24 protein-coding genes are annotated in these 24,774 nt (G+C 64.3%); 10 read left to right on the forward strand and 14 right to left on the reverse strand.

Features of this window, described 5'->3' with window-relative positions; translation table 11 throughout:
- Positions 1-413 precede the first annotated feature (413 nt).
- Complete coding sequence (locus tag MTP16_RS21505; RefSeq protein ID WP_243513732.1) at positions 414-2,717, reverse strand: TonB-dependent receptor; 2,304 nt, start codon at positions 2,715-2,717, stop codon at positions 414-416.
- 281 nt (positions 2,718-2,998) lie between these two features.
- Here MTP16_RS21505 and MTP16_RS21510 point away from each other — a divergent pair, with 281 nt between their 5' ends.
- The 4 genes from MTP16_RS21510 (at position 2,999) to MTP16_RS21525 (ending at position 6,680) form a co-directional block, all read left to right on the forward strand.
- Entirely contained in the window at positions 2,999-4,315 is a 1,317-nt protein-coding gene (locus MTP16_RS21510; RefSeq protein ID WP_243513734.1) for a PAS domain-containing protein, read from the forward strand.
- A 48-nt stretch (positions 4,316-4,363) separates the two neighbouring features.
- Positions 4,364-4,726: a hypothetical protein gene (locus MTP16_RS21515; RefSeq protein ID WP_243513735.1), complete on the forward strand. Its 363-nt coding sequence runs from the start codon at positions 4,364-4,366 to the stop codon at positions 4,724-4,726.
- A gap of 206 nt (positions 4,727-4,932) precedes the next feature.
- Entirely contained in the window at positions 4,933-6,243 is a 1,311-nt protein-coding gene (locus MTP16_RS21520; RefSeq protein WP_243513737.1) for a PAS domain-containing protein, read from the forward strand.
- Between the two features lie 77 nt (positions 6,244-6,320).
- Positions 6,321-6,680, forward strand: coding sequence for a hypothetical protein (locus tag MTP16_RS21525; protein WP_243513739.1), 360 nt, complete (start codon positions 6,321-6,323; stop codon positions 6,678-6,680).
- A gap of 86 nt (positions 6,681-6,766) precedes the next feature.
- Here the strand turns inward: MTP16_RS21525 and MTP16_RS21530 are convergent, their stop codons facing one another.
- From MTP16_RS21530 to MTP16_RS21555, 6 genes are all read right to left on the reverse strand, one after another.
- A complete protein-coding gene (locus MTP16_RS21530; protein ID WP_243513740.1) occupies positions 6,767-7,534 on the reverse strand; it encodes a TatD family hydrolase in 768 nt (255 codons plus the stop codon).
- A gap of 106 nt (positions 7,535-7,640) precedes the next feature.
- Complete coding sequence (locus MTP16_RS21535) at positions 7,641-8,747, reverse strand: glycosyltransferase (RefSeq protein ID WP_243513744.1); 1,107 nt, start codon at positions 8,745-8,747, stop codon at positions 7,641-7,643.
- Positions 8,744-9,427 carry a polysaccharide deacetylase family protein gene (locus tag MTP16_RS21540; protein ID WP_243513750.1) on the reverse strand — a complete coding sequence of 228 codons (684 nt, stop codon included), beginning with the start codon at positions 9,425-9,427 and terminating at the stop codon, positions 8,744-8,746. The genes MTP16_RS21535 and MTP16_RS21540 overlap by 4 nt, the downstream gene beginning before the upstream one ends.
- Positions 9,427-9,969: a hypothetical protein gene (locus MTP16_RS21545; RefSeq protein ID WP_243513751.1), complete on the reverse strand. Its 543-nt coding sequence runs from the start codon at positions 9,967-9,969 to the stop codon at positions 9,427-9,429. Before MTP16_RS21545 ends, MTP16_RS21540 begins: the two co-directional genes overlap by 1 nt.
- 102 nt (positions 9,970-10,071) lie before the next feature.
- A complete protein-coding gene (locus tag MTP16_RS21550; protein WP_243513754.1) occupies positions 10,072-11,238 on the reverse strand; it encodes a glycosyltransferase family 4 protein in 1,167 nt (388 codons plus the stop codon).
- Between the two features lie 115 nt (positions 11,239-11,353).
- Positions 11,354-12,817, reverse strand: a complete 1,464-nt coding sequence (locus MTP16_RS21555; protein WP_243513765.1) for an oligosaccharide flippase family protein — start codon at positions 12,815-12,817, stop codon at positions 11,354-11,356.
- 147 nt (positions 12,818-12,964) lie between these two features.
- Here MTP16_RS21555 and MTP16_RS21560 point away from each other — a divergent pair, with 147 nt between their 5' ends.
- Complete coding sequence (locus tag MTP16_RS21560; RefSeq protein WP_243513767.1) at positions 12,965-14,047, forward strand: GumC domain-containing protein; 1,083 nt, start codon at positions 12,965-12,967, stop codon at positions 14,045-14,047.
- A complete protein-coding gene (locus MTP16_RS21565; RefSeq protein ID WP_243513770.1) occupies positions 14,044-15,531 on the forward strand; it encodes an O-antigen ligase family protein in 1,488 nt (495 codons plus the stop codon). The genes MTP16_RS21560 and MTP16_RS21565 overlap by 4 nt, the downstream gene beginning before the upstream one ends.
- Here MTP16_RS21565 and MTP16_RS21570 read toward each other — a convergent pair.
- The 4 genes from MTP16_RS21570 to MTP16_RS21585 are packed head-to-tail and all read right to left on the reverse strand — an operon-like array spanning position 15,528 to position 18,921.
- Complete coding sequence (locus MTP16_RS21570) at positions 15,528-16,097, reverse strand: DinB family protein (protein WP_243513772.1); 570 nt, start codon at positions 16,095-16,097, stop codon at positions 15,528-15,530. The genes MTP16_RS21565 and MTP16_RS21570 overlap by 4 nt on opposite strands.
- 7 nt (positions 16,098-16,104) lie before the next feature.
- Positions 16,105-17,409, reverse strand: a complete 1,305-nt coding sequence (locus MTP16_RS21575) for a PP2C family protein-serine/threonine phosphatase (protein WP_243513775.1) — start codon at positions 17,407-17,409, stop codon at positions 16,105-16,107.
- A 58-nt stretch (positions 17,410-17,467) separates the two neighbouring features.
- Positions 17,468-18,661 (reverse strand): ABC transporter permease, encoded by a 1,194-nt coding sequence (locus MTP16_RS21580; RefSeq protein ID WP_243513778.1) that lies wholly within the window; start codon positions 18,659-18,661, stop codon positions 17,468-17,470.
- Positions 18,662-18,663: 2 nt separating this feature from the next.
- Entirely contained in the window at positions 18,664-18,921 is a 258-nt protein-coding gene (locus MTP16_RS21585; RefSeq protein ID WP_243513780.1) for a hypothetical protein, read from the reverse strand.
- Between the two features lie 188 nt (positions 18,922-19,109).
- Here MTP16_RS21585 and MTP16_RS21590 point away from each other — a divergent pair, with 188 nt between their 5' ends.
- Complete coding sequence (locus MTP16_RS21590; protein WP_243513783.1) at positions 19,110-19,667, forward strand: YdcF family protein; 558 nt, start codon at positions 19,110-19,112, stop codon at positions 19,665-19,667.
- Positions 19,668-19,815: 148 nt separating this feature from the next.
- Positions 19,816-20,466: a phosphodiester glycosidase family protein gene (locus MTP16_RS21595; protein ID WP_243513787.1), complete on the forward strand. Its 651-nt coding sequence runs from the start codon at positions 19,816-19,818 to the stop codon at positions 20,464-20,466.
- On the opposite strand, the gene MTP16_RS21600 is transcribed toward MTP16_RS21595, so the two are convergent.
- From MTP16_RS21600 to MTP16_RS21610, 3 genes are all read right to left on the reverse strand, one after another.
- On the reverse strand, positions 20,450-20,980 hold the full coding sequence (locus MTP16_RS21600) for a c-type cytochrome (protein ID WP_243513788.1): 531 nt from the start codon (positions 20,978-20,980) through the stop codon (positions 20,450-20,452). The two genes, MTP16_RS21595 and MTP16_RS21600, sit on opposite strands and share 17 nt — an antisense overlap.
- Positions 20,981-21,073: 93 nt before the next feature.
- Positions 21,074-22,255 carry a glycosyltransferase gene (locus MTP16_RS21605; protein WP_243513791.1) on the reverse strand — a complete coding sequence of 394 codons (1,182 nt, stop codon included), beginning with the start codon at positions 22,253-22,255 and terminating at the stop codon, positions 21,074-21,076.
- Positions 22,255-23,292, reverse strand: a complete 1,038-nt coding sequence (locus MTP16_RS21610) for a lysylphosphatidylglycerol synthase transmembrane domain-containing protein (protein ID WP_243513794.1) — start codon at positions 23,290-23,292, stop codon at positions 22,255-22,257. The genes MTP16_RS21605 and MTP16_RS21610 overlap by 1 nt, the downstream gene beginning before the upstream one ends.
- 66 nt (positions 23,293-23,358) lie before the next feature.
- Between MTP16_RS21610 and ruvC the strand changes: the two genes are divergently transcribed.
- Both ruvC and MTP16_RS21620 read left to right on the forward strand, forming a co-directional pair.
- Positions 23,359-24,009: a crossover junction endodeoxyribonuclease RuvC gene (ruvC, locus tag MTP16_RS21615; protein ID WP_262922650.1), complete on the forward strand. Its 651-nt coding sequence runs from the start codon at positions 23,359-23,361 to the stop codon at positions 24,007-24,009.
- An 11-nt stretch (positions 24,010-24,020) separates the two neighbouring features.
- Positions 24,021-24,773: a hypothetical protein gene (locus MTP16_RS21620; protein WP_243513795.1), complete on the forward strand. Its 753-nt coding sequence runs from the start codon at positions 24,021-24,023 to the stop codon at positions 24,771-24,773.
- Position 24,774: the final 1 nt, after the last annotated feature.

Genomic DNA, 24,774 nt, shown 5'->3' on the forward strand with positions numbered 1-24,774 from the left:
TCCGTCATCCACGATGAAAGACCTGTCGCGGTTATAATGGTCGATGTCGTCCAACGTGCAAGGGGGAAAGAAAGTGGCTGGCGAGGCGGTATTGGTTGTTGACGTACCTGTCGCGTCAGAATATACCTGCGTAACGCTCTGCCTATTCCACCCCGTGCTGGTCAGCCAGATTTCCCGCTGCGAACGTTTGTCGGGTTCGGGTTCCTTGTCTTTTTTGCAATTGGTAAGGCCAAAAGTGCTGGAGGCGAGCAGCGCCAGCGTGAGAAACCGTAAGGGAGTAGTCATAGGTGGAAAAGGTTGGTTTCCGTCGGAACGACTATTAGCGCCAGGATATTGGCTAGGCGCAGCAAGTTGGCGTTTCACGGTCGACCGCCGACACGCGTCGGAAACGCGCGCCAGCGCCCTTACCCCTCCTACTCCGGCTTCTCGTTCAAGTCCACCTTGCTGGTCTTGTTAATGGAGATGAACACGCCCACGAACAGCATCCGCGGCGCGGGCGGCGTCACGGCCACGCTGGGGCGCAGGCCGCTGGCGTCGGGCTGGCCGGCGAAGGTGTAGCCGTACACATTCTGGCGGCCCAGCACGTTGCTGGCCGACACGTAGACGATGGTGAACTGCCCGAACCAGTGGGTGAGGTAGCTCGCGTTGAGACTCAGGTCCTGATAGGCGGGCAGGCTGCTTTGGTTGTAGCCGGGCCGGTTGGGGTCGTTGTAGCGGCGGGGCGAGCCGTAGGCGTAGGTGAAGCCCACTTGGGTGTGGATTTTCTGGAGCCAATACTTGCCCACCACGCTCAGGTTGTGCCGGGCCGCGAAGGTGGGTACGGCCACAGCGGGGTAGTCGCGGAACTGGCGGCGCGTGTCCACGAATCCATAGCTCACCCAGTAGTCAGCCTTTTTGAAGGTAGTGCGGTCGCGCCACAGCACGTCGAGGCCCCGGGCGTAGCCGCTGCCGGCGTTCTGGTAGGTGCTGGGGTTGTAGATGTTATTGGGGTCGAAGGTGGTGAGTTGGGCGTAGTTCTTTTGGTAGATTTCGGCCCGCAATGTGCGCTCCTTCACCATGCGCTGGTAGGTCAGCATGTAATGCTCGGCCCGCTCAAACTGCAGGGCTTGGCTGATGCGGAGCAGGTCGGTGGTGGGCGTCTGGTAGAAGTAGCCCCAGGCGGCCGAGAGCTGGCTGTTCTCGCCGGTTTTGTAGGCCAGGCCCAGGCGCGGGGCAGCGTTGAAGCGGCCCAGCAGGGCCGAGTACTCGGTGCGCAGCCCGGCGCGGCCGGCCAGCTTCCGGCTTAGCACTAGGTCGCTTTCGACAAAGGCAGCGCCGCGCTGCTCGTCCACGCCCAGGCTGAGCACGGGCGCTTCGGCCGAGGCCTGGTACTGCTGGCGGTAGCGCTGGGCGTAGCCCTCAAGGCCCATTTTCAGGTTGAACCAGGTGCTGGCAGAGTCGTTGGTGAGCACCAGCCGGGCCACGGCCGAGCGGTCGAGGTCGTGCACGGATTGCACGTCGGGCCGCAGGGTGTTGTCGTCCTGCGTCAGGGCCAGGCCGGTGTTCAGGCTCCAGCCGCGGGTGAGCGGGGCGCGGTAGGTGGCGTTGAGGTAGAGGTTGTCGTTGGCCAGGGCCACGGGGTGGCCGGTGGCGGCAAACGCGGGGTTGGCGTCGGGCTGGCGCAGGGCCAGGCGCTGGCGGCTGTAGGTGCCGTACACTTTCAGCATGCCGGCCTCCCCTACCTGGTGGGCCAGCTTCAGGGAGCCACCCAGCTGCAGGGGCGCTTTTTCCCAACCCAGGTTTTGGGGCACGAGGTTATAATAAGGCGCCAGGTTGGTGTAGTCGCCGGTCAGGGCCAGGCTGGTGCGGTCCCAGCGCTTGGTGCGGGCTAGGCTGCCGCCCACGCTCATCAGCGATACGCTGGTCATGGTTTCGGGCGCCAGGTCGGTCGAGTTCAAAGCCACTACCGCGCTCAAGGCCTGCCCGTACTCGGCCGAGTAGCCGCCGGTGCTGAACACGGTGCCCTTAAATAAGAACGGCGAAAACCGGCCCCGGGCGGCCACGTTGGGCACGGCGCCGCCGTAGGGCGTTTGCACGGGCAGGCCGTCGAGGTAGGTTTTGGTTTCGGAGGCGGCCCCGCCGCGCACGAAGAGCTGGCCGGTTTCGCCGTTGCGGGTGGTGCCGGGCAGCGCATTCAGGGCCCCGGCGATGTCGCCCAGCGCCCCGGCCGTGGTCACGATGTCCAGCGGCTTAAGCACCGAGCTGCGCTTCTCGTCGCTGGCCTCGAAGGCGCCGGCCGTCACCACCACGTCGCCGAGGGCGGCGCGGCTGGCTTTCAGCTTCATATTGGGCAGCGAGATGGGGCCTTCGCCCAGGGTCACCAGCGTTTCCAGCGGCTCGTAGCCGATGAAAGTAGCCACCAGCACGGCCGGTCCCGCGGCATGGTCGGTGCTGAAGCTGAAGCGGCCCAGCGAGTCGGTGCTGGCGCCGTCGAAGGTGGTTTTCACGAACACGTTCACGCCCGGCAGGGGCTGGCCGTCGGCGTCGCGCACGGTGCCGACGAGGCGGCACCCCACCCCCAGCCCCTCCCCTCCGGGAGAGGGGAGCCTGACGGCTTCTGTTTCAGAACGCACCCCTCCCCCGGAGGGGAGGGGCTGGGGGTGGGGTTGAGCAGTTTGGGCGAGGGCGGGGCGGACGGCGCTCAGCAGCAGGAGCAGCGGGAGTAGCGAGGGTTTCATGGGGCCAGCGGCTAGGTGATGGTCCAAAGGTGGCCGCCTGCCCCGCCCGGATTCAACTAAAAGGTGCTGAAGCGCCGGCCCGCTCCGATGAAGCGCTGGCCGAGAAAGATGAAGCGCTGGCCGAAAATGACGAACCTCCGGCCTCTTGCGACGTTTGGGGTGGGGTGGCCCCGGTTGGGGCCCCACGGGTATTTTTACAGCATCGCATGGGCCGGGGCCTCAACTTCACAGCCCCCTCATGCGCCTCCCTCTACTTTTAACGCTGTGAACCCGCCGCTGCTATGACAACTGCTGCTCCCATCGACTACCGCGCCCTGTTTCACGCCCTGCCCGGCTCCTACCTGCTGCTGACCCCCGACGGCACCATCCTCGACAACTCCGACGGGCACGTGGCCGTGTCGATGCGGCCGCGCGAGCAGGCCGTGGGCCGTACCATCTTCGACGCTTACCCTTCGGCCCCCGAAAGCCAGCGCGACCTAGCCGCCTCGCACGAGGAAGTGCGCCGCACCCTGCGCCCCCACACCATGCCCCTGCTGCGCTACGACCTGGAGCGCCCCGCCGAGCAGGGCGGTGGCACCGAGGTGCGCTACTGGCAGCTCACCCACTACCCTATTCTGGACGCCAACGGCCAGCTGCAGTTCATCCTGCAGATTCCGCAGGACGTGACCGCCCAGCACCAGGCCACGCTGCTGGCCACCGAAGCCAAAGAGGCCCTCGACGAAGCCCAAAACCGCACGCAGTTCATCCTCGAAAGCCTGCCCGTGCTGGTGTGGACCAACCGCCCCGACGGCACCCCCGACTACTTTAATCAGCGCTGGCTCGACTTCACGGGCAAGACCCAGGCCGAGATGCTGGCCCTTGACTGGGACGCCCTGGTGCACCCCGACGACCGCACCGGCCTGAACCAGGGCTGGCAGCAGGCCCTGGCCGCGGGCACCCCTTTCCAATACGAATACCGCATGCGCCGGCACGACGGCCAGTACCGCTGGCTGCTCATCCGCAGCTCTCCGCGGCGCCGGGCCGACGATACCATCAGCATGTGGGTGGGCGCGGCCAGCGACGTGCACGAGCGGCGCCAGATGGTGCAGGAGCTGCTGACGGCCAACGAGACCCAGGCCGAGCTGGCCGAGCAAGCCCACCAGCTCTACCAAAAAGCCGAGGGCCAGCGCGACACCTTCCACAACCTGTTCATGCAGGCCCCGGCCATGATTTGCATCCTGCGCGGGCCCGAGCACCGCTATGAGTTCGTGAACCCGGTGTACCAGCAGATTTTCCCCCACCGAGAGCTGGTGGGCCGCACCGTGGCCGAGGCCCTCCCCGAAGTCAAAGAACAGGGCATCATCGACATCCTCGACAACGTGTACCAGACCGGCGAAACCTTTCACGCTCACGAGCTGCCCCTGCAGCTGGAGCGCGACGCCAGCCAGCAGCTGCGCGATTCCTATTTCAATTTCACTTACCAGCAGTTCCGGGAGCAGGGCGCGCCGGCCGGCATCATGGTGTTTGCCTACGAAGTCACCGACCTCGTGCGCGCCCGGCAGGCGCTGGAAAAACTTCGCGAGCAGGGCCCCGGCTCTGGCGAACCGTCGCTAACTTAGCGGCCTCATCCGTACTGACCTTTTTCTACTTCGTTTTTAATTTATTGCATGGCTCTTACCTCCTTCGACTTTCAGCAGGCCCGCGTGAAGCTGGTGTTGTTTAAGTCGCGGCTGCGCTCGGTGCTCTACGGGGTGCGCGAGGCCGAGCCCGCCCTGTTTTCCGTGGCCGACAACCCCGTCGGCCAGTGGGTGCGCACCTCGCTGCGCCCCGAGCTGGGCACCCGCCCCGAGGTGCGCGAGCTGGAACAGGTGCTGCAACACATGCTGAGCACCGGCGAGGCCCTGGCCACCCGCTACCAACGCGGCCACATTGAGGAAGCCCGCGCCGGCCTCGACCAGGTAAATACCTACGCCGAACAGATTGAGGCGCAGCTTGTGGCCCTGGAGCGCGGCTTTGCCACGGCGGCGTAGGGTGTGCTGGGGTTTATAGAACGAGTACCCCGAAGCTCCTGCTTCGGCTCGCGCCGGCATCGTTCAACGAGCCGAAGCTGGAGCTTCGGGGTACTCGTTCTGCCTATTCCAACTAACCCAAAGGCCTACTTAGCTGCTCCGCCGCCTCTTCACCCGCCGCGCCCTACTTTTACGCTCCGACCTGGTTTTGCCCCGCATCCTGATTCATGCCTGCTTCGACTGCCTCCGACTCTTCCGTTGATTATCAGCGCCTGTTCCGCTCTTTGCCGGACAACTTCCTGCTGATGAAACCCGACGCCACCATCGTCGACAATACCGACAGCCACGTGGCCGTGTCGATGAAATCGCGCGAAGAAGCCGTGGGCCGCACCTTGTTTGAGGCCTACCCTTCCACCGACCAAAACCAGGGCGACATCATCGCGGCGTCGCACGAGCACGTGCGCCAGCACCTGGAGCCGCACGCCATGCCCGTCATTCGCTACGACCTGGCCCGGCCCGCCGAGCAGGGCGGCGGCTTTGAGGAGCTGTACTGGCAGGCCACGCACTACCCCTTGCTCGACGAGCAGGGCCGGCTGGAATACATCCTGCAGCGCACCCAGAACATCACCGAGCAGTACCGCACTGCCCAGCAGGCCGAGCGCGACCGCCTGGCCCTGGCCGAGTCGCAGGACCGCATGCGCTTCGTGCTCGAAAACCTGCCCGTGCTCATCTGGACAGCCACGGCCGCCGGCGACCGGGACTTCTTCAACCAGCGCTGGCTGGCCTTCACCGGCCGCACGGCCGAGGAGCAGCTGGGCGCGCAGTGGAGCACCAGCATTCACCCCGACGACCGGGAGCGGGTGCTGGCCACCTGGCGGAAATCCGTCGAAACCGGCGATACCTACCAGGTAGAATACCGCCTGCGCCGCCACGACGGCCAGTACCGCTGGGTGCTGGTGCGGGCCACGCCCCGGCGCGACGCCCAGGGCGCCATCAACCTGTGGGTGGGCGGCGGCACCGACATCCACGAGCAACGCCAGATGGTGCAGGAGCTGCTGACGGCCAACGAGACCCAGGCCGAACTGGCCGAGCAAGCCCACCAGCTCTACCAAAAAGCCGAGGGCCAGCGCGACACCTTCCACAACCTGTTCATGCAGGCCCCGGCCATGATTTGCATCCTGCGCGGCCCTGAGCACCGTTACGAGTTTGTGAACCCCCAGTACCAGCTGCTGTTTCCGCACCGTGAATTGCTAGGCCGCACCGTGGCCGAGGAGGTGCCCGAAGTCAAGGACCAGGGCATCATCGACATCCTCGACCGCGTGTACCAGACCGGCGAAACCTTCTACGGCAACGAATTGATGATGCAGCTGGAGCGCGATGCCAGCAAAGAATTGAAAGACACGTATTTCAACTTCATCTACCAGCAGTTCCGCGAAAACGGCGCGCCGGCCGGCATTATGGTGTTTGCCTTTGAAGTAACGGAGTTTGTGCACGCCCGGCAGGCCCTTGAACGCCTCGGCAACGCGGCCGGCAACTAGACCCCGCGCACAGTTTGGCCCGAATCTGGCTAGGCCCGCCTGCTTATCTTTGTAGTTCCGCTCACCCCCTTCCCCGCATGGCCCTCACTTCTTTCGACTTTCAGCAAGCCCGCGTCAAGCAGGTGTTGTTTAAGTCGCGGCTGCGCTCGGTGCTCTACGGGGTACGCGAAGCCGAGCCGGCCCTCTTCTCCCTGGCCGACAACCCGCTGGGCCAGTGGCTCCAAACGTCGGTAAAGCCGACCCTCGGCGGCCAGCCCGAGGTGCGCGAAATTGAGCGCGTGCTCCAACAGATGCTCACCAAAGGCCAGGACTTGGTGACGAGCTACACCCGCGGCCAAATCGAGGAGTCGCGCGCCGGCCTCGACCAAATCAACTCCTACGCCGACCACATCGAAACCCTGTTGCACCGCCTGGAGCAGGGCACAGCCGTGGCGTAAGGGCAGGTCTTCCTAAACAAACGATACCAAAAACGGTCATGCTTCGACTGCGCTCAGCATGACCGTTCTTTTTAGTCCGCTGCTGCCTACAAATTGAACAGCGCCGCCGCATTGCGTGTGGTGGCCTCGGCTACTTCTTCCACGTCCTTGCCCAGCAGTTCGGCCACGCGGCGCAGCACCAGCGGCAGGTAGGCGGGCTCGTTGCGCTTGCCGCGGTGCGGCACGGGCGCCAAGTAGGGGCAGTCGGTTTCCAGCAGCAGGTGCTTCAGGTCGAGGCCGGGCAGCACCTTGTCGGCCCCGCCATTTTTGAACGTAGCCACCCCGCCAATGCCCAGCATAAAGCCCAGCTTAATGGCCTGCTCGGCCTCCGCGGGCGTGCCCGAGAAGCAGTGGAACACGCCGCGCAGGGTGCCGTCCTGGGCTTCCTCCACCAGGGCCACGGTTTGGGCAAAGGCCTCGCGGGTGTGCAGCACAATGGGCAGCTGATGCTTCTTGGCCATTGCCAGCTGAATTCTCAGCGCTTCCTGCTGCTCAGCCAGCAGGGTTTTGTCCCAGTACAAATCCAGCCCACACTCGCCCACGGCGGCGAAGGGCCGCCGGCCCAGCCAGGTTTCCACCTCATACAAGTCGCGCTCAAAGCTGCGCGTGACCGAGCACGGGTGCAGGCCCATCATGGCGAAGCAGGTTTCGGGCGCCTGCGCTTCCAGCTCCAGCATGGCGTCGATGCTGCTGTGGTCGATGTTGGGCATCACAATGGTGCGCACCCCGGCCTCCTGCGCTCGCCGCAGGGCGTCGGGGCGGTCGGGCTTGAACTGTTCGGAGTAGAGGTGGGCGTGCGAATCGGTGATGTGCATCTTTTCAGGTGTTGGGTACTCGGTTTTTGGGTGTTAAGGGTCAAATATCGGGAACGGTATCATTCGGCTATTAAAGCCTAACACCCAAAACCGAATACCTAATACCTTACTCATAGCGCCTCCCCTTCCACACCACCGCCCCGCCAAACAGCTGGAACCAGACGATGCTGAAAGTGAGTGCCAGCGTATAAAGCTCAAACGGCAGCAGCAGTTCCCAGTGCAGCTGGAGTCCGGCGCGGCGGTGTCCGGCGTGGGCCATGACACCCTGCACCAGCACCTTAGCAGCCCACACGGCCAGCGCCGGCCCCGCCCCGGCCGCCCACGCTAACGCCGCCAACGCCGGCCAGAACCCGCTGAACACCAGCAGCTGCAGGCGTAGTTTCAGCGGCAAGGCTTCCACGCCGCGCAGCCAGCGGCGCCGCTGTTTCAGCAGGGCCGCCCAGGTGGGCATGGGCAGTGAATCGGCCCGCGCCTCGGCGCTGAACACGTGCCGAAAGCCAAAGCCCCGCGCCACGGCGGCCTGGAACAACGCGAAATCTTCGGTTACAGAAAAGGGCAGCGCTTCGTAGCCGCCGGTGGCCTCGTAGGCGGCGCGGGTCACGAGCATGTTGTTGCCCATGGCCGTCACGGGGCGGCCCTGCTCGCTCACCACCTGCACCAAACTCAGCGAGAGCAACCAGTCAATGCCTTGCAGCTGATGAAACCACCGCGGCCCGCGCACCGCCGTGATGCCCGTGACCGTGCCCACGCCCGGCGCCGCCTGGGCCAGCAGGGCCGGAATCCAGGTTTTCGGCAGGTGAATGTCGGCGTCGGTAATGAAGAAGTAGTCGGTGGTGGCGTGGCGGGCCAGGTGGGCCAGCACGTTGGCCTTGCCCCGGGCCTCGCCCCAATTTTCGGTGATGAGGATGACCTGAAAACGGCCCGCAAAACCTTGCATAGCCGCCTCGGCCACGGCGGCGGTGCGGTCGGTACTGGCGTCGTCGCCCACCAAAATTTCCAGCAGCTCGGCGGGGTAGGCCAGCTGCCGGAGGCTGGCCAGGCAGCGCGGCAGCGCTGCTTCCTCGTGGCGGGCAGCAATGAGAATGCTTACGCGCGGCAGCGGCTGGGGCACCGGCTGGGCCGGGTGGGCACCGCGCCGGGCGGCAAAGCGCCAGGTGGCGTAAGCCATACTCAGCAGCCACAGCAACAAGAACGTTAGCAGAAATCCGGTCACGGCGCCAAAAACTGAAAGCCTTGCTCGGCAAAATGGGCCAGCACCCGCGGCAGCACGAAGCGCAGCCGGGCACTGGCCTTGCGGCTGTCGTGAAATACCAGCACATCGCCGGGCCGCACGGCGGCCAGCGTGTAGCGCAGGCAGTCCTCCGGGCTCAGGCTGGGGTCGTAGTCGCGGGTGAGCACCGACCACATGATGACCCGAAAATCCTGCTGAAGCGCCGGCAGCAGCGGCCACGTCAGCCGGCCATACGGCGGCCGGAACAGCGGGCGTGCGGCCGTGGCCGGCGACGTTTCGGCCTGCAGCTCCGCAATGTAGCGCTGGCACTCGGCCACTTCGGCCAGGTACTCGGGGCGACTCAGGCTCCAGGCGCTGCGGTGGTGGTGGGTGTGGTTGCCGAGGCGGTGGCCGGCGGCCAGGGCGGCGCGGGCAATGGCGGGGTAGCGGCCCAGGTTTTCGCCCACGCAAAAAAACGCGGCTTGCGCATTGTATTGCGCCAGTTGCTCCAGCACCCAGGGCGTTTCCTCCGGAATGGGGCCGTCGTCGAAGGTGAGGTAGAGCGCCGGCGCGCCGCCGGGCGCGGCGGCCGGTCCGGTCCACTCACAGCCGGGCAGCAGGGCGTGCAGCAGCTTGGGCGGCCGGGTCAAAAGCGCCGCTTCGAGCCGGGAGCCTAGCCGCATCAGGAACGCACGATGTGCATGAAGGGCACTTCCGTGTCGGGCAGCGGGCCCAGCACGGCGGCCAGCACGGTCAGGAAAGCGGCGGCGGTATCGGGCTGGCCGGCGCCCGGGCCGCGGCCCAGGTGGCGGTGCTGCTCGCCGGCCCACTCGCCTATCACGGTGGGGGCGCCGGCGGGGCCGCTCAGGCCCAGCGTGGCTTCCAGGGTGAAGTAGCGGGGGCGTTTTTCCTCGGCTTCGGTTTCGGGCTCGTCGTCCTCCTCATACACCAGGGCCGAATAGTAGGCTTCCATGGTGGCCTGGGGCGCGGGCAGGTGCAGCAGGGCCGTGGCGCGGCCGGCCACTTCGTGCCAGCTCAGGCGCAGGCCCCGGGGCACTACTTTATCGGCCGTCGGCAGGTTTTCGGCGGCTTTTTCCCACACGTATTGCAGCAGCTCGCGCGCCAGGTACGGGTCGCTCAGCTCGCGGCGCACCGAGGCCGGGCGGCGCCAGGCCAGCTGCGGCAACAGGACGTGGGTAAAGTTGTAAGGATGAAGTCGCGCCATAGGGGGCTACAAAAGTAACGCCGGAAAGCTTGGCTTGATAAGCAATGAGGGGCGAAGTGAGGAACTGTCATGGCTTCGGCTGCGCCTTGCCATGACAGTTCCTCACTTCGCCCCTTTTATCGCCTGCTCCACTGCCTCCCACAATACCTCGGCGCTGCGGGCCCAGGAGAAGCGGCGCAGGTTCTGCCGGCCCTGGGCTACCAGCTGCTGGCGCACCCCTTCGTTTTCCCACAGGCGCGCCAGCCCAGCGGCAATGCTTTCGGGCGAATTGGGGTCGACTAGTTCGGCACCGCCCTCTCCCGCCACTTCGGGCATGGAGCTGACCTGGGATGTCAGTACGGGGCAGCCGCTGGCCTGAGCCTCCACAATGGGAATACCAAAACCCTCGAAATAAGGCACGTACACAGTAGCCAGCGCCGCCGCGTAGAGGCTGGCCAGCTCGGCATCGGCCACGCGGCCGGTGAAATGCACCGCGTTTTGGTGGCGCATCTTTTGGTAGGCTTCCAGAATGGGGCCCGCTTTCCAGGCTTTGCGGCCCACGATGAGCAGCTGCGCCGCTGCGGCTTCCGGCCCGCCCTGGGCCTTGAACATATCGAAGGCCCGCAGCAGGTTGCCCAGGTTCTTGCGCGGCTGCAAGGCTCCTACGAACAGGAAGTACGGCTGCCCGTGGCTGAACCGCCGCCGGGTTTCGCGCTGGGCGTCGGCCGGCTGGGGCCGGAACAGCTCGGCCGGTGCGTTGTAGGCCACACTGATTTTCTCAGGCTCGATGCCGTAGGTCTGCACAATGTCGGCCTTCGTGGCTTCCGACACGGCCACCAGCCGCGCCGACGCGCGGGCGAAACGCGGCATGAAAAAGTGGTAGTACTTGCGGCGCAGCAGCTCCACATCGAGCGGAAAATGCTCGAAGGCTAGGTCGTGCAGCACCGTGACGCGCGGCACCGTGGTGGCCAGCGTGGTGAAGCCATCCATGCTGAGAAACGCGGCCGGGCGGTGCCGCGCCAGCCACAGGGCCACGGCGCCCTCAAACCACGCCACAAACAGGAGGGGGTGGCGCGCCGGCGGCAGCAGCACGTGCGGCACCACGTTGGGCCCAAACAAATAGCACGGGTCGTAAGCCCGGTCGAACAGGAAGTGAAACGTCACTTCCGGGTGCTGGGCCACCAGCCGGCTCAACGTTTCGTAGCTGAAGCGGCCGATGCCTTCCAGCTGCGCGCCCGGCATCAGGAAACGGGTGTTGACGGCGATGTGCAGCGGAGTGGGTATGGGCATAGTTAATAGCGCAAAAGCGTCATGTCGAGCGCAGCCGAGACATCTCGCTCGCCGAAGTAATTCGTTTTCCGCAGCGAGATGTCTCGGCTACGCTCGACATGACGAACAAGAAAATTTAACCTTTTCCCGTCAAGCTCATCAGCTCCTTGCGCCGCACCAGGCCGGTGCCCAGCACAATCAGCCCAAACACTACCGCCATCACGCCGGCTTCGACCCACCAGCTCAGGAACAGGCCGTATTGCAGCATGTACCAGGCGCCGCACAGCAGCCCGAACGCCAGGAGCAGCCGGGCCAGCAGCCGCCCGGGCACGCCCACACCGGTGCGCCGCGCCACCAGCACCAGGTAGCCGACGGACACGGCCACCGCGCACAGCAGCGTGTCGAGCGAGGCGGCCACGGCGCCGTAGCGGGGCAGCAAAAACAGGTTCAGGCCGATGTTGAGCAAGATGCTCAGGCCCACCAGCCAGCTCACGGCCCGCTCGTGGGTGGTGCTGGTGAGCAGGGTGCTGTAGATGGCGAAAAAGGCGTGCACCAGCACGTTGAGAAACAGAATTTTCAGGCACAAGGTCATGCGCGCCACCTCGGCCGGGGAGCTGTGGGTGAACTGCCAGAACACCACCTCGCCCCGAAACAGCACGAAGGCCACAATGAAAAGCATCGGCAGCGTGACGATGCGCTGCCCGAACATGAGCAGCTGGCGTTGGGCCCCGGCATCCTTCGGCACGCTGGCAAACTTGGCAAAAAACAGCGGCAGCACCGTCCAGGCATACATCATCACGGCATCGACCCAGCGGTAAGCCCCCGCGTAGTAGCCGGCCTCGGTGGGCGAGGCCAGGCGCTCGAGCATCAGCATGTCGATGCGCTCGTTCATGCCGTACACCAGCGTCATGAGGGCGAAGGGCAGGCTCGCCCGCAGGGCCGTGCGGGCCACCGGGCCCTGCCAGCGGTACTTCACCCGCCCAAAAAAGCGCGTCATCAACCCGTAGGTGAGCACGGCGGTGAACGCCGCCGCCCCCAGCCGGGCGCCCACGTAGCGCGGCAGCGAGAAGCCCAGCGGCAGCAATAGGAGCACGGCCCCAAGCAGCACAAACTTCTCGACCACCGAGAGCACGGCGTCGGTGTTGAATTTTTGGTGGGCCTGCAGGGTACCGCGCAGGAACTGCCCGTACTGCGTGAGCACCAGCGCCGCCCCCACGCCCAGCAGCAGCAGCAGCTCCGGGCCGCGGTAGCCCATCAGCCAGCCCACCAGCACCATGGCGGGCAGGGCCACCACGTTGAGGGCCCCGCGCAAGGGCAGCAGCGTGGGAAAGGTTTCGGCCAGGAAATTGGGTTCGGCCGCCACGCGCCGCACGGCGTAGGGCGTCAGGCCAAGGTCGGCGAGGGCGGCCACCACGGTGGCGATGACCGAGAGGGCCGCCACCAGCCCAAACGTGGCGTGCCCGAGCCGGTCCTGCACCAGGTTTTCCACCATCAACCAGCCGGGTTTCACCAGCAGGTTGAGCAGGACGACGAAGCTGATATTGCCAAAAAACCGTTTGATGCCGACGAGGAAGCTAAGGACGGAAAGGATAACCGGCACGGTGCGCCGCGCCCGCAAAGCTACGAACTGTGCCGGCCCAACCGCGCGGCGTGCCGAACGGGGCCGTTTTCCGGCTATCTTTGCCTGCCGCCTTCCCGCGTCTTCCCTCCCATTTAAAAGAACGGGCGTAGGCACCTCCTTTTCTGTATGTCTGCACCTTCTTTCTCGCTGGTGGGCCTCGGGCCCATTATCAACCGCTGGAAAAACCTCGTGGCCGGGGCCGTCGTCCTGGCCGCCGTTGTGAGCATTGTGGTGGCGCTGCTGATGCCCAACGTGTACCGCTCCACCGCCATTTTCATTCCCACCAACCCCCAAACCGCTGACCCCGACCGCCTGCTGGAAGAAAACGGCCAGGCGCGCAACAAGCTGGAGCTGGGCGGCCGGGCCGAAGACCTGGACCGGGCCATCACCATCGGCGAGTCGCAGCCGGTGGCCGAGCTGCTCATCAAGAAATTCAACCTCTACAAGCACTACGAGGTGGGCACGCCCGGCGACGACCTGGCCGACAACGCCGTGCTGAAGGAGTTTACCGACAACCTGTCCATTGAGCACAACGAGCGCGACGCCATCGAGCTCACGTTCATGGACAAAGACAAAAACCTGGCCGCCCAGATTGCCAATACCCTGGTGCAGGTCATCGACTCGGTGAACCAGCAGCTCACGCTGGAAAACCGCCGCAAAGTGCTCGACCTCTACCGCCACCGCTACGAGTACCTGAGCACCAGCTTCGAGCGCAGCCGCCGCGAGCTGGTGGGCGCCCGCAAGCGCTACGGCATCTTCGGCCTCGAAATGCAGGGCCGCTACATGGTGAAGCAACTCATCGAAACCGAGGCGGCCCTGCGCAAGGCCGAAGCCAGCGGCGGCGACGTGACCGGCCTGCGCAAGGCCCTGCGCGGCCTCACCAAGCGCGACGGCGGCAACCTCATCAACCTGGAAAGCTACGTGCAGGGCACCGACTCGATGAGCATGTTCACCACCCGCGTGGCCGACTTGCAGGGCCGCCTCGTGGCCGCCCGCTCGGCCTTCGAAACCGCCGAGCTGAGCTTGCAGGGCCGGCTTTCCAGCGTGTACGTGGTGCAAAAGGCTTATCCGGCCACTCGGAAATCCAAGCCCGTGCGCTGGCTCATCGTGACGGGCTCGGTGGTGCTCACGTTTGTGCTGTCGGTCATTTTCATTGCCCTGCTCGAGCTCTACCGCCGCAACCGGCCCGGGGCCGCCCGCCTGGCGTGAACCCGTCCGTAAACAACCTTTGGCAGCGGTTCCGGCAGGCCTACGATGGGCCGCAGCAACTGTTCATGGCCTTCATCGGCCTGCTGCTGCTGGGCGGCGCGGGCGCGGCGCTCACACACCTGCCGGCCCTGCTGCTGCCGGCGGGCCTGGCTGTGGCCCTGCTGGTGGCCCTGGTGGAGTGGCGCTGGATTTACTACCTGCTGTTTTTCCTACTGCCCTTCTCCGAAGAAATCAGCCTGTTTGGCGGCCTAAGCATGGACGTGCCCTCCGAGCCGCTCATGCTGGCCCTGACCGGGTGCGTGGGCGCGGCACTGCTGCTGGGCACGGGTCGCATTCCGGGCCGCGAGTGGCAGCATCCCCTCATCATTCTGCTGGGCCTGATGCTGCTGTGGGCGGCCGTAGACACGTTTTTCTCGGTCGATACGCTTAAGTCGTTCAAGTACATGCTGGCCAAGGTGTGGTACCTCACGCCGTTTGTGCTGGGCACGCTGCTCATCATCCGCCGCCCGGCCGATGCCTGGCGCTTTGCGTCTTTCTACGCCACCGGGGCGGCGCTGAGCGTGCTGTACGTGGCGAGCCGGCACGCCACCAAGGGCTTCAGCTTCGCCGACATCAACTGGGCGCTGCGGCCGTTTTTCCGCAACCACGTCATCTACGCCACCATGCTGGCGCTGCTGATTCCGTTCTGTTGGTTTGCGTTGCGCGCGGCCACCAAGGCCGGGTCCAAACTGGCCTGGCGGGCGGTGCTGGGGCTTTTGCTGTTTGGCCTGCTTACGTCCTACACGCGAGCGTCGATGCTCTCGCTGCCCATTGCGGCGCTGTTTTTTGGGGTGATGCACCTGCGCTTTACCAAGGTGGTGCTGGTGGCCGTGGCCATTGGCACGGGCCTGGCCGTGGCCCACATTGCCACCGGCGACAATTACATGGAATTTGCGCCCAATTACGAGCGCACCATCTTCAACGGCAAGAACTTCGAGAAGCACCTCGAAGCCACCTACAAGATGCAGGACGTATCGGGCATGGAGCGGGTGTACCGCTGGGTGGCCGCCGCCCGCATGATTGCCGACAAGCCCGTGGTGGGCAGCGGCCCCGCCACCTTCTATCCCGAATACAAGCGCTACACCATCAAGAGCTTCCGCACCTACGTGAGCGACAACCCCGAGAAATCAACCACTCACAACTACTTCCTGCTGCAACTGGCCGAGCAAGGCATTCCCGGCTTTGTGCTCTTTCTTGTCTTCGTCAGCACGGCGCTGCTCAAGGCCGAAAGCCTCTACCACCGCGCCCGCCAGCAGCCCGAAGTGCGCCGCGTCATTCTGGCCGCCACCATGTCGCTGGTAGTCATTGTGTTCCACCTCACACTCAATGAGCTGGTGGAAGCCGACAAGATTGGCCCGGTGTTCTTCATCTGCATCGCCTTGCTGATTCGCTGCGAAAGCTGGCTGGCGGAAGGGGTACCTCAAGAAGACACGCCAACCGTTTAATGACTCGTCGCTGAGTATTCCGCCGCCACGTTTTGTATTTGCACCAAGTGCCGCTCAGCGTGTTTGGCCAAGAAGTGCACGAAATCATAAACGTCAATCTTTCCCAGCGCATTGACCGTCATAGTTGTGCGATAGAGCACTCCTTCACCATTGGGCAGTCGCGTCAATACCTGCTGACACGCTCGAAGCTGCTGCCGTAGCGCTGCCGCCACTTCAGGCCCGGTTTTCAACCCGCGCGGCTCCATATGTTCTGGCCTCACCCAAGCAAATGCTTGCGGATTGGCAATTTCCTTAAGCTTATTTGGTTCTGAGCACCGGACGGCCAACTCCGCTTCCAGGTTCAGGCTGTGCACGTTCTTCAACGCCTTCGCTGCTCCCTTTTCAATGAGAATGAGCAAATAATGATTCGTGAGAGCGACATGCTCCAGAATCTCATCGATTGCCCAACCACCACTAGCTGGACGGTAGGCTCGCAGCGAACTCGGTGCTTCAAACCACTTCGCTAATCGATTGAAAGCCGTTTCGAGCGCGTAGTTAATTTCTGCAATGAATGCTGATGGCTGCATTTTCGCATTACTTAAACCGGCAGCTCAAAATCGTCACATCGTCGGCAAACTGGGAGTTGTGGGCGCTGAAGGCGTTGATGCTGCGCAGCAGTTCCTGGTGCAGCTTGGGCAGGGGCAGGTAGCGGCCGCGCTCCAATACGTCCAACACGCCTTCCTCGCCAAACTCGTTGCCGGCTTCGTCAAACACCTCGGTGAGGCCGTCGGTGTAGAGCAGCAGCAGCGAGTGGCGGGAAATTTCGGTTTCGCCCACGCGCAGCAACGGCAAGTCTTCCATGATGCCGAGCATAACGGTGCCGTGCTTGAGGCGCTCCACCGAGCCGTTGTCGCAGAGCAGCAGCGGGTCGTTGTGGCCGGCGTTCACGTATTGCAGGCGGCGGGTGCGGCGGTCGTAGATGCCGAAGAAGGCCGTGATAAACTTCTCGCCGCCCGAGTTGCGGAACAGCAGGTGGTTGAGCTCAGGCACGATGGTGGCCAGCGCCACGCCCTGCCGCAGCAGCGTGCGCAGCCCGGCCTGGAAGTTCGACATCAGCAGCGAAGCCGGCACGCCCTTGCCGCTCACGTCGGCCACGCACAGCAGCAGACGGTCCTGGTCGATTTCAACCACGTCGTAGTAGTCGCCGCCGATTTCGGTGTGGGGCACGTAGCTGCGCTCAATGGCCAGGTGGCCGTCGTTGGGCAGGCTGCGCGGGAAGAGCATGGCCTGCACTTCCTGGGCAATTTCAATTTCCTTGCGCACGGCGGCGTCGGCCACGCGCTGGGCCTGCAGGCGGCGGTTTTCCACGGCCCCGATGAGCGTGTTGGCCAACGAGCCGAGGAAAGGGATGAGCTGCTGGCGGTCGAAATCGGAGCGCAGGCCGCCCACAAACACGTAGGCCGCCACCTGCTTCTGGCGCAGCACCGGAATCACCATTTCGTAGGGTTCCCAGGCGTCGCCGAGGTGCAGGTCCTCCACGGCCTGGGGCTGGGTCACGCCGCCTTCGCGCAGGTGCTGGCTGAGTTCCAGCTTTTCGGCCACGGCCAGTTCGCAGCCTAGGGCCACACGCACCTGGAAGCCGTGTTCTTCGCGGGCAAAAAGCAGCAGCTGCACCACGTTGCGCTGGCCCTGCAGGGTGAGGCGCAGCATATGGTAAAGCTCGTCCACGGTGTGGTCGCGAGCCGTCATGTCGTGGGCCACGCCGAGCACGGTGTCCAGCTCAAACTGCTTGAGCAGCAGCTGGCGGCGCAGCTGTTTTATCTGGTCGTCGCGGTGCGTGACCTGGGCGGCCAGCGCATCGGCCAGGGGCTCAGCAGAAGAAAGAGGAACAGAAGCCATGCAGCAAGGTAAGCAGCCGGTTATGAATGGCGCGTGAAACGCAAACGGGGCTACAAACTTAAGCAGCCACGGGGGTTTTGGGGTCGTAGGCGTCGCGCAGGCCGTTGCCGAGCAAATTAAAGCTGAGCACGAGGAGCGAAATGGCCGTGCCTGGCAGCAGCGTGAGCCACAGGCCGGCCTCGGTGCCCAGCAGGTCGTAGCCCTCCTTCACCATCAGGCCCCAACTGGGCGCGGGCGGCTGCACGCCCAGGCCAAGGAAACTTAGACCAGCTTCGAGCAGGATAGCCGCCGCAAAATTGCTGGTGGCCAGCACAATGAGCGGGCCGCGCATGTTGGGCAGCAGGTGCTGTGCAATGAGCCGCCAGGTGGGCAGGCCCAGCACCCGGCCGGCCTCCACGAAGGTGGCCGAGCGCAGGCTGAGCATCTGGCCGCGCACTACGCGGGCTACATCCACCCACATGGTGAGGCCCACGGCCACGAAGCTGACCCACACGCCTTTGCTATCGAGGGCCAGCGAAATGGCAATGACCAGCATGATGCCCGGAATGCTCCACACCACCGTCATCAGCCCCAGCAGCAGCGAATCAACCCAGCCGCCGAAGTAGCCGGCCACGGCGCCCACGGCCATGCCCAGCGCCAGCGAAATAAGCACCGCCACCAGCCCAATGCCCAGCGAAATGCGCGTGCCCAGCAGCAGCCGGCTCAGTTCGTCGCGTCCGGCTTTATCGGTGCCCAGCAGGTAGTTGCGGTTGACGATGTGCTTGTCCCGGATTTCCTGCTGCAAGGCGGCGGGCGCCCCGGGGTGGCCCGTCACGGCCGACAGTGCCAGCCGGCGCGGCCGGCCGGCTTCGGCCGAGTGATGACCCAGGGGCTTCAGGATAATAGAATCGCCCGAGAATGCGTAGCCGCCAATGGGGGTTTCCAGCACGTCGGGCACGCGGCCGTGCAGCCAAGTGGCAAAGATGTTATCGGCGCGTTGGTTGTCGCGGGCCGAATCGGGCAGGGGCTGGCGCAGCAGCTGCACGCGCAGGCCGGGAGCCTCTTTTTGAATCTGCACGAAGCCGTGGCTGGCGTTGGGCGAGTTGTCGGGCAGTATCCAGTAGCCCAGCAGGGCCACCAACGTGCAGAGGGCAATGAAGGCCAGGCCGGCCACAGCGGGCCGGTTTTGCCACAGGCGCTGGCGCACGTAGTAGCCCGGCGGCCGGGCGGCGGCCGCAGTAGCGGCGGGGGCTGCAGAAACTGCCGTAGCCACGCTTAGCGGGTGTTATGCTGCAAGAGGCCTTCCTTCGAGGCCAGGTAGGAGGCATCGCGGGCGATGGCGCCGAACGAAGTGGTTTCGTAGGCCAGTTCGGTGTCGACGTCGGGCCAGTAGCTGCGCACGAGGCCCTGCTCCAGCAGGCTGCGCAGCTGGTTTTCAAGCTCCTGCGGGGGCAGGCCGGTTTTTTGGAGCAGGGTGCGGAACGAGGTAACGAAGTACAGCTCGTCGAGCAGGTCGAATTCGGGGTCAGTCACGGGCAAAAAGGGCGGGCGGAGTTTGGGCAAATGTAAGCCCGGGGACGGCTTGGCAGATTGCGGTAGCGAGAACCCAATGTTTGTGCGCGAGTATCTCTAGTATTGCGGGGCGGGCCGGCGCTCACTACTCGGCCCAAACCAGCCGGGGCATTTCGTCAAAGCGGCTTGTGCGCGTCTTCCCACTCACCATGCGATACCTCAACGGCGCAAAAGCATTGCTTGGCCTTTTCCTTTTATGGTTTTTCGGCCACACGGCCTTCACGGTCGTCGATGGCTTGACGGACCAGCAAAAAAAAGCTGACTTAGCCGTGATTCTGGGCAACAAAGTGAACGAAGATGGCACTTTGTCGGCGCGGCTGGAAAGCCGCCTGCGCTGCGGCCTTGCGCTTTACCGCCGCGGGCGGGTGCGCCGCCTGTTGGTGAGTGGCGGCCTGGGCCGGGAAGGTTATTTAGAAGGCCAGAAAATGAAGGCTTATTTGCTGGCCCATGCCGTCCCCGATTCTCTTATTGTCGTTGATAACCACGGGGACAACACGCAAGCCACAGTGGCTAATACCTTGCGCCTCCGCGACAGCCTGCACTTCCGCAGCCTGCTCATCGTGTCGCAGTACTACCACCTGACCCGCACCAAAATGCTTTTTCGCAAGCAGCATTTCAACGCCATCAGCAGTGCCAGTCCCCGCTATTTCGAAGCCCGGGATGCCTACTCTCTTATCCGTGAATTCTTTGCCTATTACAGCGAGTAAAGCCCTTGCGAATAGCTTTTTCCGCAAACCACGCAGCTATTCCTCAGGGCAGGTACCTCCGTCGCGCCAGCTGGTTCAGGCCATAATTTGGCGTATTTGCCTATTGGGGCTGGGCCTGCTAGTGGCCGCCTGCGAACCTGCCCCGGCCGTGAAAACAAGCTACGTCAGCTACCGGCTTGACCCGCGGCGGCAGGCCCTGCGCATGTACTGGCGCGATTCGCAGGGCCGCCGCTACGCCAGCTTGGGTGGCCTGCGCCAGGCACTGGCCACCCAGCACGACAGTATGCTTTTTGCCATGAACGGTGGCATGTTTGACCCCAGCTTCACCCCGCAAGGGCTATTTATTGAAGCCGGAAAAACCGTGGTGCCGCTGGACACCGCCACCGGCGCGGGCAATTTCTACCTCAAGCCCAACGGCGTGTTTTACCTAACTACCGACAGCACCGCCCACATTTGCCAAACGGCCGCTTTTCGCAATAATGGCCGGGTGGCCTACGCCACGCAGTCGGGCCCCATGCTGCTGATTGATGGGCGCCTCCATCCCGCCTTCCGGCCGGGCTCGGCCAACCTGCAAATCCGCAACGGGGTGGGCATTTTGCCCAATGGCCAGGTGCTGCTGGCCATGTCGCGCCGCAAAATCAACTTCTACGATTTTGCCGAGTACTTCCGGAAAGCAGGCTGCCGGCAGGCGCTCTACTTGGATGGCTACGTGTCGCGCACCTACAAGCCAGCCGCCGGCTCAACGCAGACGGACGGCGATTTTGGGGTGATAATCGGCGTGACTATTCCGAAACCATAGCCACCGCAGCAGGTGCGGCCGCGCCGCCTTCTTCCGACTTGACGTAGGCGATGATGGAGGTAATTTCCTTGTCGGACAGCGCAAAGGAGGGCATCTGCTGCTTGTTGAACTTGTTGAACAGGGCCACGGCGTAGTCGTCGCCGCTGGCCACCACTTTGCTCGAGTTCTTAATCCACGGAATCAGCCAGGAAACAGGGCGACGCTTGCTGATGCCGGCCAGAGCGGGGCCTACCACCTGTTCGTTCACGGCGTGGCACTGGGCGCAGTTGCCTTTAAAAAGCGCATCGCCGGCGGCAATTTCGGCGGCTTCGGCGGGCGAAGCTGCCGGGCTGGGTGCTGCAGTTTGGGAAGCCGGCAGCATGCCTACTTCCTGCAGTTCGGGCTCACTAGCTTGCGCCACGTCATTGGCCGAAAACCCGGCCAAACCCGCTGCGCTCAGCAGCGTGAAACCAATCAACACCACAACCAACGCCATGCCCACCGAAAGGGCAAAACCAACCGACTTGAACCACATGAGTACCGGGGTTTGAGATGGAATATATATGCGGCAAATTTACCATCCAAGCCCCGCGGCTGCCATTTTTCAGCAAATTCTCTGCGAGTATAACTACTTCACCGCCCGCCCCTTCCACTGGTAGCCGCCGCGCAGCCCGGCCAGGCCCACGCCCAGCGCATAGGGCGCATAGAGCACCTGCAGCAGCGGCAGCAGCGGTAGCCACCGGCGGCGCCCCAAAAACCGCAGCACCGGCGCCATCAGCCAGGCATCGGCGCCCAGCTTGAGCGCCCAGGCGGCCAGCACCCAAGGCCACAGCACCGGCCACACCAGCCCCGCCCCTGCCCCGGCAGCCAGGGCCACGTTGGCACCCAGCACGAGCAGCGCCAGGCGGCGCGAAGCCGGGCTTTGGTAGTGCCGCCACTTGCTGGCCCAGCGCACCCGCTGCCGCAGCAGCGCCCGCAGCGTGGGCGGCGCGGCCGTGCGCACAACGGCGGCCACATCGGCCAGGAAAAACGTGGTGCCGGGAAAGGCCGCGTGGATTTTGTGGAGCAGAAACTCGTCGTCGCCACTGGCCAGGTGGGCGTTGTCGGCAAAGCCGCCCACGGCCGCAAAGGCGGCGCGCCGGTAGGCCAGGTTGGCGCCGTTGCACATGGTGGGCCACTGCCGGGCCAGGCAGGCGCCGCCCACGCCCACCAGCCCGGCAAATTCCAGCCCCATGAGCCGGGCGAAATGCGTATCGAGCCCCGTGAGCAGCACCGGCCCGCTGATGAAATTGGCGTTGGGCTTTTGGGCGATGAGCGCCGCGTAGGCCGCCAGCCAGCCAGGGCCGAGGCGGCAGTCGGCATCGGTACACACCAGCCAGGGCGCGCGGGCCGTTTGCAGGGCAGCTTGCAAGGCCGCTTTCTTACCGGTTTCAGCCGCCGGAAGCCTGACCAAACGCAGCGGAAACGCTGAAGCGGCCGCAGCCGCAGCCACCAGCGCTGCTGTGGCGTCGGTGGAATGGTCGTCGGCGATGAGGACTTCAAACTGCGCCGCCGGCAGCGTTTGAGCAGCTAAGTCGCTCAGTAGCTGAGGCAAGTTTTCGGCCTCGTTGCGGGCGGCGATGAGGATAGAGAAGGTGGGCGCTTCGCCTGATGCGGAATGGAGGAATGAAGAATTTTCAGCCGTCCCCCATTCCTCATTTCTCATTCCTAATTCTTCATTGAGCGAAGCATCCCACCCCCCGCGCAACCAGCCCATCAGGCCCGCATACAGCGCCGGCAGCACCAGCAGGCTAATTCCAGCCGCCAGCATCACCGGCCGGCGCGCTTTTCGCGGAGCACGCGCAGGCCGGGCACCAGCAGCAGGCCGGCCGCGCTGGGCAGGGCGATATTGATGACCCACAGGCTGAGGCTGGCCGAGAGCACCGGCAACGCCGGCTGACCCAGCAGCCCAAACAAGTGCGTGGCCGACAGCTCGCGCACGCCCACGTCAGCTAGTGCATTAAGCGAGGGCACCAGCGACTTCAGCAAAAACGTGCCCGCCACGGCCGCCAGCCCCGGCCCCAACGGCCCGCCCACGCCATAGGCTCCCAGCAGCAGCAGAAACTGGGCGCAAAACACCCCGTAGCGCAGCCCCGAAATGGCCAGCACCGCCGTGAGCGCCCGCGCCGGGTAGGTGGGCATGATGGCCAGCGCCGGCCGAAACCGCCGCAACGGCCGCCACAGCCCCAGCGCCGCCAGCAGCAGCCGCGACCGGTACAGCGGAACCAGCACCAAGGCACATAGGAGCACCGCCGACACGCTTACGCCCAGCCCGGCGGCCGGGTAGCCTTTCAAGTAGAATTTCAGCAGAAAATACAGCAGGCCTGCCACGCCCGCCAGCACCGTGGCCACCAACTGGCAGTAGCGCCCCAGAAAAACCGCCCCCAACGCACTCACCCGGCGGCTTTTGAGCTCGATGATGCGGCCGGCGTAGTCGCCCACCCGGTTGGGGGTGGCAAAGCCCAGCGTGAGGCCCACCAGCACTGCCCGGAAGCTGCGCCCGAACGTGACGGGCTCCAGGTGCTGGGCCAAGCGGTGCCACTTCCAGGCCTCTAGGCCCCAGTTGAGCGGCACCAGGGCCAGGGCCAGTAGCACCGGCCCGCGCCCGGCCCCGCGCAGGGTAGCGCCGAGCAGCTGCCGCCAGGCCGCGGCCGTGTCTGGCGCCGCGAAGATGCTGTTGTAGAGCAAGCCCAGCGTGAGCAGTGTAACGCCCACCTTGCCCCAAAACACCAGGCGACGCCACTGCCGGGCGCGGCGCGTTTCGGGCTCGGGTTCTGGCTTGCCGCCCGGACCTTTCGGGCTCGGCACGGTGTTGGCCGGAACCAGCTCCTCGGCTGGTGCCCCGGGCTGCCCGGGGTCGTAACTTTGTGTGAGATGCCTGCCCCCCAACGCCCCCGTCCCGTTCCCGCCATCGAGCTGCTGCCCAAGATTATTCTGGGCGTCGACCCCGGCACCCAGATTATGGGCTACGCCCTGATTGAGGTGCGCGGCCAGCGCGTGGACGTGCTGTGCTACGACGTCATCAACATGAAGGCCTTGGGGTCGAACCATGCCGTAAAGCTAAAGCGGATTTTCGACCGCATGCTGGAGCTCATCGACGAGTACCTGCCCGACGAGTTGGCCATCGAAGCCCCTTTCTTCGGCGTCAACGTGCAGAGCATGTTGAAGTTGGGCCGGGCCCAGGGCGTGGCCATTGCCGCTGCCCTTTCCCGCCAGATTCCCTACGTGGAGTACGCGCCCACCAAGGTGAAGCAGTCCGTCACGGGCTCGGGCTCGGCCACCAAAGAGCAGGTGGCCCACATGCTGCGCCAGACGCTCACGCTGCCGCCCGTGGCCGAAGCCAGCAAGTTCCTCGACGCCACCGATGCTCTGGCCGTGGCCCTCTGCCACCACTACATGAAGGGCAACAACGTGACGGCCAGCGGCGGCAAAAGCTGGGGCAAGTTCCTGGCCGAGAACCCCGAGCGGGTGGGCGCCAGCACGGGAGCGGGCAAGAAAACCAGCGTCAAAAGCGTTAAGGAATAAACTCTCATCAAATGATGTCTGCTTTGCCCCATGCGCTTCAGCCTCTCTGGCGTGGCCGCAAACGGCTAACTGGCTTTAGCTTCTTCCCTCGGATTTCGACGCTTGCCATCTTTCGGTTAGCTGCAGCTATTTATCTGCTGGCTTATGGCTACCTGGGGTTCCGGCTCATTCACTTTCAGCAGTCCGCTTTTCACTTCAAGCCCAATGCTCGAATTGGGAATACAACCTTTAAGCTGTTGAAATCTAAATTCTCTGACAGCTGGCAGGGAGGTCCTTCCTGTACTCACTACCAACAAGACTTTCTGTTAATTCAGGCTTCAGCCGCCTGCTTTGAAGACTTGATTTCTTATTCGCGTTTGATTGCCTCTCCAAACGACCATGATTTAGTAGCAGTATTTGTGCGTGATTCCATCCCGGGTCAACCCTGGGAACTACTGGCCCGGAACGGCCCCCATAGGGTCGATAATCAGCCGGTTTATCCAGAGAATTGGGTTGCTAAACTATCCATCCGGCAAGGCGGTATGGTAAGCGACGCGGTGACCTCACAACTATTAGACATAGCTGCCTATCGCGCAAATGGCGAACTGTGGGCATGGCAAACAAAAACCAATTTCCATACCGACTCGGTTTTTGAAAAAATAGTACATTGGAACCAAGCCGAACCGTTACCCTCGCACGTCAGCCCGCTTAGAGCAGGCCGGCTACGGCCGGCCGACGCCGCTTACCATTCTCCTTACCGCCTTCGGCTTCGCCAAAAACTTTAAC

It is taken from the genome of Hymenobacter monticola, from assembly GCF_022811645.1.
Lineage (GTDB): Bacteria > Bacteroidota > Bacteroidia > Cytophagales > Hymenobacteraceae > Hymenobacter > Hymenobacter monticola.